Here is a 12,044-nt window from a genome sequence, read left to right as displayed (position 1 = left end):
TGCCTCAGGGAGGCATCATCTTTTTAATTCTACATAAATAGGCGGTTGTTTAAATTCTTGTTGTAACAGGATGTTCCCATATTGTTTTCCTAACCCGCAGGAATAAACACGTGATGCTTTAATATCGAGTAAAATATCGTTTTCTTTATAAGCTGATAGTTTTGAAATGAGTGGAAGATTAAATTGTGATTTATTTTTATTTAAGTATTCTTTTCCTCTTTTTGTCATTCCTAATAGTCTTAAATAAGAAGCTTTTTCTAAAGTACCGCTCATTTCTGTTTTTTTTGTATTGGTTAAGATATGGACACATATCCTTTGAATTCTGGTCCAAGTATAGCGTTTTGTTTTTACTTTTTCCATAAATTCTTTAAAGGTAGAGGACTCTAGTGCTGCTGCTATTAATCTGCTTTCTATTCCTTCTGCAACCTCGTAAATTTCTCTTAGTTCTTCTGGATTGCTATGGAGCAGGCGGAAACGTAAAAAACTCCAATAATTTTCCCATTCATGAAAATTCCCATATTCATTTAAATATTCTTTGAGCAATGTGCCTGTAGTATTAGGTACATATTGTTCAATGGAGCTATTGTTAGAAGTAAAGAGTGCTTTTCGTATACTTGTCGCACTTGCGATGGTCTCAGTGGCAAAGTGTTCATCATGGTAATCAGCATTTTTTCTCTTTATCGTAAGTGGAATGATTGAACTTTTTTGCAGTTTTAGCGCTTTTACATAATGAAAACCAAGGATATTATTTGGTTTATCTAAACTTAATAGGTTTTCAGTACTTGACAATGATTGAAAAGACAACGATAATGCTTTAGGGAAACTTACACCTGTTTTGATATTCATTTTTATTTTTTCATCTAAACAATCTTTATGCAGCTCCATATAATCCACTGTTTGCTGGAAGGTTGAAATATCACCGCTTTCACTTCCGAAGCATAGTGAATGACACCCGATGGCATCTAGAACCGAGACTGCACCATTTGCAAAGGTTTCAGCCTTTTGAGTAGCAAATTGATAGGGAAGTTCTAGGACAATATCAACGCCGCTAAGGAGAGCCATTTTTGTCCTATACCATTTAGAAACTAGAGCAGGTTCACCGCGTTGAAGGAAATTTCCACTCATAACAGCTACAGCAAGATCAGCATGAGCTGTTTCCTTTGCTGCTTGCAGATGATAGGCATGTCCATTATGAAATGGGTTATATTCAACAATTACACCAACAGATTTCATGAGTAAATATCTCCTTATTTTTTTAATATCATGGTAAATTTTACGGTAAACGTATTATAGCAAAAACTACCATAATAAGATATTCGTTCATAATAATGGTAAGCGGAGATTGTAAAAGGATTGAACTGGGTAAGCTAGTATGAAGAAAGTGTTTTGGAAAAAAATAAAATGAAAATCACGTTTTTAGGTGTAAAGAAAAAACATTGACAAAAATTTAATCGAAGGCTATAATTACCTTTGTTGCCTTGGGGTGATTCAATTGAAATGGACATTAAGCCAATTACAAAAATATCGAAACAAGGATTTTCTGATTGATGATACGATTAGAGTTGATGAAATTATTGAAACGGATCCATCGATTCGTGAAGTATCTCCGATGCATATTACCGGTCGGGGTGACATTGATTCAACAAAAGTGACATTTCATTTGAAAATAGAAGGTTATTTAATCTTACCTTGTTCTCGTACTTTAGTGGATGTAAAGCTTCCGATTAATGTCGACACAACTGAAACTTTCCTCTTACAAGGTTCAGAATATGAAACTGAAGAGGAAGTATATCAAGTAAAAGGGGAAGTAATTGATCTAATGCCAGTCATTAGAGAAATCCTTTTACTAGAAGTTCCAATGCAGGTGTTCTGTGAGGATGTTAATCATGAAGATGCTGCACCACAATCCGGTAAGGACTGGGAAGTTGTTCATGATCAAGATCAATCTAAGAAGATTGATCCAAGACTAGCAGGTCTTGCAAAGTTTTTTGACAAAAACAATTCTTCTTCCGAATCATAATCAGCAAAACAAGAAGCAAAGTGAAGAACCAGCATTCCTGGCCTTCATTACTTTCTTAATACTCTTTAAGGAGGTGGGAAGAATGGCTGTACCTTTTAGAAGGACTTCTAAAACTGTAAAAAGAAAACGTCGTACACATTTTAAATTAAACGTACCTGGTATGGTAAGCTGCCCAAACTGTGGTGAAATGAAACTTTCACACCGCGTATGTAAAGCTTGCGGAACATACAAGGGTAAAGACGTTGTTAACGACTAATTTCCATTAGGATAAAGCACAAGGCGCAATATGCCCTTGTGCTTTTGTCGTTACCCGAGATTTTATATACATACAAACAGAAAAGAAAGGTGGAAGCAGCTTGTCATATACCATTGAGAAAAGGGATAGTGGTTATTTATTATTTACAATCGCAAGAAGTGATAAAAGAAATGCGATTAATTATGATGTCATGCAGGGATTAACAGAAGCCATTTCATTAGCTGATGACCCTTCAATTAAGGCGCTTGTTATTACAGGGGAAGGTGACACTGCTTTTTGTTCAGGCGGTGACTTATCTGTATTCCACCAGCTTAAAACAAAAGAAGAGGCCTATGTAATGCTTTCAAAAATGTCAAAAATTCTTATTTCGATACTGACAATGACGAAACCAACAATTGCTCTTATTAATGGTACGGCCATCGGCGGGGGATGTGAGCTTGCTGCCGCCTGTGATTTCCGTTTAGCGAGAGAAGGGGTAAAAGCTGGATTTGTTCAGGGTAAACAAGCAATTACCACTGGTTGGGGCGGGGGCACGATTTTAGCAGAAAAACTACCAGCTGCAGGCAGTATGAAACTTTTAATGGAAGCTGATATTCAAACTGCTGAATATTTAAAAGAAGCCGGTTTTATAGACTTTATATATTCAAAGGACCCCATCTCTTCCTGTGAAGCCTATTTGGAGAAACTGTTAGCTGTTGAATTAAGTGTATTAGAATCATATAAAATGATGTGGATTCGAAAATGGAAGGAAAGTAAGCTTCCAGAAAGAATAGAAGAAGAAGTCAATAATTGTAGTGTTCTATGGGAAAGTGATTCCCATCATAGATATGTCCAAAACTTTATTAGTAAAAAAACGAAGAAATAAGAATAAAGACAATCTGTTAATCAGTCTATCTTTTCTAGTAGATGCATATGTATGAATAAAAACACTAGGAGGGATTTGACTTATGTCACCAACTCGCCAAGATGCATGGTCCCAAGATGAAGATTTATTGCTAGCTGAAGTTGTGTTAAGACATATTCGAGAAGGCGGGACACAGCTCCAAGCATTTGAAGAAGTGGGGAAACAGCTGTCTCGAACATCCGCTGCTTGCGGTTTCCGCTGGAATTCGTTTGTAAGGAAGCAATATAAATCAGGAATTGAACTTGCAAAAAAACAGCGGAAGGAATTAAAAAAACAGGGCGTGTCTGCGGAAAAAGATTATCAAAAAGAGTTAACCAATGAAGAGGCGGCATCACCTGCTTTATCCATGAGTGAAAGTGTTACATTCCAATCCGTGCTGCACTTCTTAGATGACCTTCATAAGAAAGCTTCTGCTGCGTCAAGCATCGAGGAGGCGAAAGAGAAGTCTATTCAAAAAATTAAAGATCTTGAAAAGAAATCTTATTCGCTTGCAGCCGAAAATGAAAGATTATCAAAAAACCTAAAAGCAATCGAGGAGGACTACCGTTCTTTAATTGAAATTATGGAAAGAGCACGAAAAATGGTTGTCTTGCAAGAAGAAGATAGACAACAAAAAGTAAAATTTCAAATGGATAAGAACGGAAACCTCGAAAGAGTTGAAAAATAGCAAAAAGCGGACAATTTGTCCGCTTTTCTTTATCTGTCTAGCTGCAGCGCCAAGGGGCTCGGGGTCATAAGCCAATCCGTCAAGAAGGTAAAGACCAACCTTCTCGCCGGCTCGTCTTATGCCTGTCGCCCCTGAGCAAGACGCTTCCGCTTTTATTCGTTATGAGCTGGTTCAACACCTTCGGGATACCATACAAGTGGGTTTTCGCCTCTGTCGCGCTCCATGTCGTATTCAACGTTTGTAAAGTTCATATGCTCCCAAAAGTTTCTTGATTGTACTCTTGGGTTTGTTTTAATTGGGAGACCCAAGCCTTTAGCAAACTCTACAAGTTCCTTCCCATAACCCTTGCCTTGATATTCTGGTAAAACCTCAAGCTTCCATAGTTCTAAATAATTTTGTGGAGGATAGAAATAACGATCAAACTTCGCATTAATTTGATATAGACTCATACGGGCTACTAGTTTGTCTCCGAAATAGATCCCGTAAAAAGGAGAGTCGCTATCATTATCAACCATATTTGCTTCTAAATCCTCGAGCATAGAAAGCTCTTGGATTCCATATTCTTTAAATTTTTTAAATTCCTCTAGTGTTTTAAAATTTACTTTTAATTTTTCAACCTTCATTACCATAATTTAGCCCCCTAAGAATTGGTTTGCATAAGAACTGTATATATTCATTTATTGCTGAATAATATGAAATGGGATTAATGATAAGATTATTCAAAATGAATTATATTTATTATATAACAAATACACGAAAAATTCTTTAAATAATTTGATTGAAGGAAAGCGTTTTCTGAATTTGCGGTATTAAAACGATGTTAATAATAATCTAAAAGTCCCGTTTCGATCTGATCGAAATGGGTTTTTTTCTTTTTTTAGGACAGACTTACAAACTAGTATCTGCTAAAATATTAGTAAAATAGATAAAAATGGGTGGATATCATGAATAATATTGGCATTGTTGGTGCTGGTTCGATAGGATTATTATTCGCGTCATACTTGGCTAAGGCTTTTTCTGTAACACTTTATACTAGGACGAGCGAACAAGCTGAAGTCATCAATCAAAAGGGAGTAATCCTTCAAAATGGCAGAATTCAAAGTCGGGTCCACGTTAAGGCTTTTCCAATTTCAAAGTGGAAGGGTACTGAAGAATTAACGATTATTGCTGTGAAACAATATCAACTTCATTCGATAATTGACCATTTAACTAAATTCGATTGCAGCCCACAAAATCTATTATTTTTACAAAACGGTATGGGTCATTTAAAATTAATTGAAAAAATCGATGCCGCTGCCATTCTTGTTGGGTCCGTTGAGCACGGAGCAAGTAAGGTGAATTCAAATACGGTACGTCACAATGGTGGAGGAGCTGTTAATGCAGCTCTATATAAAGGTAAATCTGAAATTCTAATGGAGCTTGCGGAGGCATGCGCACCTATACATTTTCCTATTACAATCAAAGACAATTATTATCAAATGATGGTAAATAAATTAATTGCTAATGCAGTAATTAATCCTCTAACGGCAATTCTTCAAGTCAAAAACGGGGAATTAATTACAAACACTTTTTATTTTGCTGCCGTGAAAAAACTATTTCTTGAAATTGCCTTTATTTTAAACTTAGAAGATCCTATTAGGAAGTTTAGAGATATGATTAGAATATGTAAAAAAACAGGTGATAATCAGTCCTCTATGCTAAAAGATTTGGAGGCAGGAAGAAGGACTGAGGTAGACGCGATTCTTGGTTTTTTGTTAGATGAAGCAAATAAACAACAAAAGAAGGCAATAAATATTGAGAATTACTATTATTTATTAAAAGGGAAAGAAAAGGCTAGGGAGGGAGTTAATTGAATTCATTTATTTCATCAATCATCACTATTTTCTTAACAGCACCTCTACTCGGGTTTTTCATCATTTTTGTATTAAATAAGCTAATTACTAAAAACGCTCGAAAGTCTTTTCATAAAGCCTTGGACTACTCAAACATTTTATTTATCTTGGCCGTTCATTTTTTATTAATAACCATCTGGGGAAAATCATTTTTCTGGTTGATCCTGCTATTATTAATTATTATTGCAATGGTTTTTGTGGTAATACATTGGAGAATAAAGGGCGAAATTATCTTTACGAAGGTGTTTAAAGGCTATTGGAGATTTAATTTTCTAATCTTCTTTTTAGCTTATATAACCCTAACTTTATTCGGTATATTGCGGAGTGCGGTAACTTTTACATTTTCCTAAGCAAAGATTTTTTTAATTAGGATAGATGATGTTATACTCATATGGAATGAATACGGTTGATTAGAAAGGAAGTACTTAAATGGAGATTTTAGATCTCTCATTATCAGCAACTAACCGATTTGCTTCTAATTATCTAGAGCAATCTCCTGATATTTTGTCTTTTTTTCATTATCGGTTTAATGACTTTGGCGAAGATCAGAAAAGATTGGATGAATTAAGTAATCGAAGCTTTCCGCGTGAAGAAGTAGCTGATCACATTGAGAAATTCATGGAGCGTTTTCCAACATCAGAGGCAGTAAATAACTCGCTTGCAAAACTAAAACAATTGAATAGTGTAGTTGTCATTGGCGGTCAACAAGCAGGAATACTTACTGGACCTCTTTATTCCATACATAAAATCATTTCAATTATTAAATTGGCTGAGGAAAAAGAGAGACAGCTTGGAATTCCCGTTGTGCCTGTATTCTGGATTGCAGGAGAGGACCATGATTTTCATGAAGTTAATCATCTGTTTATGCCGGTAGAGCAAAGAGTAGACAAATGGTCTTACCCAGAAAAGGTTAAACAAAAGAAGATGGTCTCGGATATTAACCTGAATAAAGAAATTTGCAGGGAATGGGTAAATAATCTTATTGAAAATTTTGGGGAAACGAACCATACAAAACAATTAATTCGTTTTGCTGAAGAAGCGTTATTGAAATCAACTACATTTGTTGACTTTTTTGCCAATATTGTTATGGAACTTTTTAAAGATTATGGCTTATTAATCGTGGATTCAGGTGACAGTAATTTCCGTCTCTTACAAAAAGAAAACTTCTCTAAACAAATTGAACACCATAGGGAAGTTACAAATAATTTACTTGAGCAGCAAAGTGTAATCGGCAAAAATGGGTTTCCTATCACAATTGATTCAACTGAAAAAGCAGCGAATATCTTTTACTGCCATCCAAAATCAAATGAACGTATTTTACTGGAATTTGATCTAGATAGTAATCATTTTGAGGGGAAAAGTGGTGCAGTTTCCTTTTCGAAAGATGAATTAATGGAAATTGCCTGCCAAGATCCTGCAAAACTTAGTAATAATGTGGTGACACGACCCCTAATGCAAGAGTGGCTATTTCCGACACTAGCTTTTATTGCTGGACCGGGTGAAATTTCTTATTGGGCTGAATTAAAGCTTGTTTTTGAGCATTTTAATATAAAAATGCCGCCTATTGTTCCAAGATTAAACATTACCTTGTTGGAAAGAGCCATTGAAAGTGATTTAAATGAGCTGCAATTAGAACTAACCGAGGTTTTAAGCAGGGGTAGTGTCGAAGAAAGAGATCGATATCTTGAGTCCATAAAGGATAAAGAAGTATCTGAACTATTCTCTTCACTAAAATCTCGAGTTTTAAAGCAGTATGAGCTGATTGAAGCGAAAACAAATGAGCTTGACAAGAGTCTGCTGCCGTTATTAAAGAAAAATGAAAACTATCTATTAAAGCAAATCGGATTCATGGAAACAAAGCTGGAAGAATCAGTAAAGTCAAAGTTTGATGTGATTCTTAGTAAGTTTAACCGTATTGATTTATCCTTGCGTCCGGATGGTTTCCCTCAAGAGCGAGTGTGGAATATATTCTATTATTTAAATCAGTATGGAACTAATTTTATTAAAGAATTAATGGAACTTGAATTCGAATTTAATGGTCGGCATAAGGTAATTAAACTTTAGTGAAACTTCACTCCCTGTGAAGTTTCTTTTTTTTTGAAAAAATTTACAGGATAAAAAAGGATTTAAGCTAGTAAGCAAGAATTATTAAAAAATAAGTGGAGGAAAGTGGGGGAATGTGGTACATTTTATATAGAAAGTGGGGGTACCGGGTATGTTTATGGGTGAATACCATCATAGCATTGATATTAAAGGCCGTATGATTGTGCCATCCAAATTCCGCGAAGACCTTGGAGAGATGTTTATCATCACCCGCGGTTTGGATCAATGTTTATTTGGTTACCCATTATCAGAGTGGGCATTGATTGAAGAAAAACTTAAAGGCCTGCCACTGACGAAAAAAGATGCCCGTGCATTTACCCGATTCTTCTTTTCTGGTGCTACCGAAAGTGAACTAGATAAACAAGGAAGAATTAACATTCCTGCACCATTGCTTCAGTATGCAAAATTAGAAAAAGAATGTGTAGTTTTAGGAGTTTCCAATCGAATCGAAATTTGGAGCAAACAGATTTGGGAAGACTATTTCTCGCAGTCCGAAGATTCTTTTGCCGAAATTGCAGAAAATATGATTGGTTTTGATATATAATGGACAAGTTATTCTATTATAGCTCCGTTTTATATCGTTCGATTGGAAAAGGTGATAATGATGTTTGAACATACAACTGTGTTACTAGATGAAGCTGTCAATGGATTGAATATTAAACCAAACGGCATTTATGTTGATTGTACTTTAGGTGGAGCCGGCCACAGTTCCCAGATACTTTCAAAACTTACTAATAACGGAAAATTGTTTGCCTTCGATCAAGACGAAATAGCTATTGCACATGCAAAAGAGAAATTGTCACTCTACGGTGAGCAACTAACAATAATCAAAAGCAATTTCTTATACCTAAAGGAAGAACTTGAAAAGCTAGGGATTGAAAAAGTTGACGGGGTTTTATATGACCTTGGTGTGTCCTCTCCTCAATTAGATACTCCAGAAAGAGGCTTCAGTTATCATCATGATGCACCGCTGGACATGAGAATGGATAATGAAGCGCAAATTTCAGCCTATGATGTCATTAATCATTGGTCTTACGAGGATTTGGTTAGGATCTTTTTTCGCTATGGAGAAGAGAAATTCTCTAAGCAAATTGCCCGAAAAATAGAGGCTAGAAGAGAGAATCAGCCAATTGAAACTACGTTTGAGTTGGTTGACCTGATTAAGGAAGGGATTCCTGCTCCTGCAAGAAGGAAGGGCGGACATCCAGCTAAGAGGATTTTTCAGGCAGTGAGAATCGCCGTCAATGATGAATTGGCTGTTTTCGAGAAATCTTTGCAAAAAGCAATTAATATTCTTAATCCAGGAGGAAGGATAAGTGTAATTACCTTTCACTCATTAGAAGATCGGATTTGTAAGGCCGCTTTTAAGAAAGCAAGTGAAATTCCAGATTTACCACATGGCTTACCTGTGATTCCCGAGGAATTCAAACCTATTATGAAGTTAATTACTAGAAAGCCGATTCTTCCATCAGAAGAAGAATTAGAACATAATAACCGTGCCAGATCTGCAAAGCTTCGTATTGCGGAAAAATTATAAAAAAATTATGTGGAGGGGAAAGAATGAGTAGTCTTGCCAGGAAATTTCAGCAACAGCAGCAAGTAGAACGGACAGTACAGGTTCAGGAACGTACTATTGTAAAAACAAAAAAGCACTGGCTAACACCTGGGGAGAAAATAATCGGAATTGTATTTACAGGGCTGGTTTGTTTTGGTGCCGTCAACCTCATCTCGAATCAAGCAGAAATTTACCAGGTAAATAAGGATATTCAGGGGGTTCAAACCTCGATTAATGAACTTAAAAAGGTAAACAGCGACCTTGAGTTACAAGTAAGTGAACTTAGTTCATACGAACGAATTTATGAAAAGGCGACACAAATGGGGCTTATAAAAAACGAAAATAACGTCAAGGTTGTGCACGAAAAATGAACAAGAAACAGCCATATATGAATTTCGGAGCAGCCGGATTGTTTGTAGTATTCGGCCTGCTCTTTTTTATATTGCTCTTTAGGTACTTTTCCATTCAATTTACTGGGGAGGTCGGTTCCCAGCCGCTTGCAGCAAAAGCCCAGCAAAAATACAGCAGAACAGGAAATTTGGATGGTGTTAGAGGCGTGATTTATGACCAAAAAGGGGAAGTTATCGCTGAGGATACCACTTCATATACGCTGATTGCCATTTTAGATAAAAAGATGACCACGAATCCAAAAAAGCCTAACCATGTTACGGATCCGGAAAAAACAGCCAGGGAATTATCAAAGTTTATTGATATGGAAGAATCAAAGATTTATAGTAGCTTGACTAAAGATCAGTTTCAGGTTGAATTTGGAAAAGCGGGAAGAGACATTTCTCACCAAACAAAAACAGAAATTGAAGCTCTAAAACTTCCAGGGATTACTTTTAAACGCGACTCAAAAAGGTTTTATCCAAATGGAATTTTTGCTTCTCATCTAGTTGGTTACGCTGACAGAATTGACGAAAAGGATGGAACCTACAATTACGTCGGGAAAATGGGGATTGAACAGTCATTAAACAAAGAGTTAACGGGCAAGGATGGGGAAATCAATTACGAAAGTGATTTATGGGGATACTTGCTTCCAAACGGTGAACAGAAGGTTACCCCTGCCGAGAACGGAAATGATGTCTACTTAACGATTGACAAGAAGATTCAAACATTCTTAGAAGATGCTATGAATAAAGTAGTAGAGGAATATAATCCAAAGAAAATCATCGCTATTGTAGCAGATCCAAAAACAGGTGAAATCTTAGCGATGGGACAAAGACCTTCCTTCCATCCTAAAACGAAGGAAGGGATTGAAAATAGCTGGCATAATGAAGCCGTCGAAACTTCTTTTGAACCAGGTTCAACAATGAAGATTTTCACGCTTGCTGCGGCTATTGAAGAAAAAAAATTTGATCCCAATGAATTATTCCAGTCCGGTTCTTATCGAGTAACATCAAAAGATAAGGCGATACATGACCATAATAGATCTGGATGGGGAACTATTTCCTACCTTGAAGGTGTACAGCGCTCATCGAATGTTGCTTTTGCAAAGCTGGCAAATGAAAAATTAGGTTTTGAAAAATTTCGTGAGTACTTAACTAAATTTGGATTGGATCGCCCAACCGGTATCGACCTTCCAAATGAAACGTCTGGAAAAATTCAATTTACCTGGCCAATTGAAAAAGCAACCACTGCATATGGACAAGGGACAGCGATTACGCCAATCCAGCAAATCCAGGCGGCAACAGCGATTGCAAATATGGGGAAGATGATGAAGCCTCATGTGGTGGACAAAGTCGTTAATCACGACACAGGAGAGATCATTCGTGATAATGCGCCTGAAGTTGTTGAAACACCAATTTCTGCTGAAACCGCAAAGGAAGTACTTGATATTCTTGAAACAGTAGTAACAAATGAAGAAACGGGTACGGGGAATCGATATCAGATTGATGGCTATAGTGTAGCAGGAAAAACAGGAACAGCAAGTATTCCTGATCCTAAGGGCGGTTATTTAGGGGGACAAGAAGATTATATTTTTTCATTTTTAGGCATGGCTCCTGCTGATAATCCGAAATTAGTTGTATATGTTGCTGTTCAACAACCGGAAATAGAGCACTATTCCCTGGGTTCTATTCCAGTTTCAATGGTTTTTAATCCTGTAATGAAAAACAGTTTACACTACTTGAATATTCAACCTTCACAACAAGAAAAAGCCTCTACTTCGAAATTAGATGATTTCGAGGGTGAAGCTGTTACAGAAACAATAAAAAAACTTGAGGAACAGGAACTTAAGGCAGTTGTTTTAGGAAAAGGTACAAAAGTAACGGGACAGCTTCCAGCTGCTGGCACAAATATTCTCGAAGGGGAGAAGATTATCCTTCAAACTGATGGAGAGTTGAATGCACCGGATTTTACAGGGTGGTCACTCAGGGACGTGATGAAGGTTGCAAAACTGACTGGAGTTAAACTAAATTCTACAGGCAGCGGTTATGTGGTTAAGCAAAATTTCAAAGAGGGTGCGCTTTTACGCAAGGGAGATTTTTTAATTGTTGATTTAAAAACCCCAGAAGAAACCTTAAAGTTAGAAGAAGAAAACAAGGAAGTTGATGAAAATAGTGAGTTATCTGAAGAAGTTGCAGAAGATGTCCCGTTTGACTGATAATAGGCTTAAAACGGTATCTGTAATCGTTCTATCCAAATA

General features: G+C 36.5%; 13 protein-coding genes. 11 read left to right on the top strand and 2 right to left on the bottom strand.

Translation table 11 applies throughout. The features are described 5' to 3' along the window. Nucleotides 1–15: 15 nt before the first annotated feature. Nucleotides 16–1,233, bottom strand: a complete 1,218-nt coding sequence (locus MLOOGBEN_RS24715) for a nucleotidyltransferase (protein WP_179160942.1) — start codon at nt 1,231–1,233, stop codon at nt 16–18. A gap of 259 nt (nt 1,234–1,492) precedes the next feature. Between MLOOGBEN_RS24715 and MLOOGBEN_RS24710 the strand changes: the two genes are divergently transcribed. From MLOOGBEN_RS24710 to MLOOGBEN_RS24695, 4 genes are all read left to right on the top strand, one after another. Beyond that, on the top strand, nt 1,493–2,020 hold the full coding sequence (locus MLOOGBEN_RS24710; protein WP_095247757.1) for a YceD family protein: 528 nt from the start codon (nt 1,493–1,495) through the stop codon (nt 2,018–2,020). Nucleotides 2,021–2,102: 82 nt separating this feature from the next. Further along, on the top strand, nt 2,103–2,276 hold the full coding sequence (gene rpmF / locus MLOOGBEN_RS24705) for a 50S ribosomal protein L32 (protein WP_063251584.1): 174 nt from the start codon (nt 2,103–2,105) through the stop codon (nt 2,274–2,276). Between the two features lie 100 nt (nt 2,277–2,376). Beyond that, nucleotides 2,377–3,141: an enoyl-CoA hydratase/isomerase family protein gene (locus tag MLOOGBEN_RS24700; RefSeq protein ID WP_179160941.1), complete on the top strand. Its 765-nt coding sequence runs from the start codon at nt 2,377–2,379 to the stop codon at nt 3,139–3,141. A gap of 82 nt (nt 3,142–3,223) precedes the next feature. After that, complete coding sequence (locus MLOOGBEN_RS24695) at nt 3,224–3,847, top strand: RsfA family transcriptional regulator (RefSeq protein ID WP_179160940.1); 624 nt, start codon at nt 3,224–3,226, stop codon at nt 3,845–3,847. Between the two features lie 152 nt (nt 3,848–3,999). Here the strand turns inward: MLOOGBEN_RS24695 and MLOOGBEN_RS24690 are convergent, their stop codons facing one another. Then, nucleotides 4,000–4,476 (bottom strand): N-acetyltransferase, encoded by a 477-nt coding sequence (locus tag MLOOGBEN_RS24690; RefSeq protein WP_179160939.1) that lies wholly within the window; start codon nt 4,474–4,476, stop codon nt 4,000–4,002. Nucleotides 4,477–4,791: 315 nt separating this feature from the next. Between MLOOGBEN_RS24690 and MLOOGBEN_RS24685 the strand changes: the two genes are divergently transcribed. From MLOOGBEN_RS24685 to MLOOGBEN_RS24655, 7 genes are all read left to right on the top strand, one after another. Beyond that, complete coding sequence (locus tag MLOOGBEN_RS24685) at nt 4,792–5,700, top strand: 2-dehydropantoate 2-reductase (RefSeq protein ID WP_179160938.1); 909 nt, start codon at nt 4,792–4,794, stop codon at nt 5,698–5,700. Then, nucleotides 5,697–6,089 carry a DUF3397 domain-containing protein gene (locus MLOOGBEN_RS24680; protein WP_179160937.1) on the top strand — a complete coding sequence of 131 codons (393 nt, stop codon included), beginning with the start codon at nt 5,697–5,699 and terminating at the stop codon, nt 6,087–6,089. The genes MLOOGBEN_RS24685 and MLOOGBEN_RS24680 overlap by 4 nt, the downstream gene beginning before the upstream one ends. A 79-nt stretch (nt 6,090–6,168) precedes the next feature. Beyond that, complete coding sequence (gene bshC, locus MLOOGBEN_RS24675; protein ID WP_179160936.1) at nt 6,169–7,803, top strand: bacillithiol biosynthesis cysteine-adding enzyme BshC; 1,635 nt, start codon at nt 6,169–6,171, stop codon at nt 7,801–7,803. A 151-nt stretch (nt 7,804–7,954) separates the two neighbouring features. Continuing rightward, a complete protein-coding gene (gene mraZ / locus MLOOGBEN_RS24670; protein ID WP_095247750.1) occupies nt 7,955–8,386 on the top strand; it encodes a division/cell wall cluster transcriptional repressor MraZ in 432 nt (143 codons plus the stop codon). Between the two features lie 60 nt (nt 8,387–8,446). Next, a complete protein-coding gene (gene rsmH / locus MLOOGBEN_RS24665; protein WP_179160935.1) occupies nt 8,447–9,379 on the top strand; it encodes a 16S rRNA (cytosine(1402)-N(4))-methyltransferase RsmH in 933 nt (310 codons plus the stop codon). Between the two features lie 23 nt (nt 9,380–9,402). Further along, nucleotides 9,403–9,768, top strand: a complete 366-nt coding sequence (gene ftsL / locus MLOOGBEN_RS24660; protein WP_179160934.1) for a cell division protein FtsL — start codon at nt 9,403–9,405, stop codon at nt 9,766–9,768. Continuing rightward, entirely contained in the window at nt 9,765–12,002 is a 2,238-nt protein-coding gene (locus MLOOGBEN_RS24655) for a penicillin-binding protein (protein WP_179160933.1), read from the top strand. Before ftsL ends, MLOOGBEN_RS24655 begins: the two co-directional genes overlap by 4 nt. Nucleotides 12,003–12,044 lie beyond the last annotated feature (42 nt).

The sequence above is a fragment of the Bacillus sp. EB106-08-02-XG196 genome (genome assembly GCF_013396335.1).
GTDB lineage: Bacteria > Bacillota > Bacilli > Bacillales > Cytobacillaceae > Neobacillus.
Note: the sequence above shows the minus strand (reverse complement) of the source record. Positions and strands in the feature narration are given on the sequence as shown.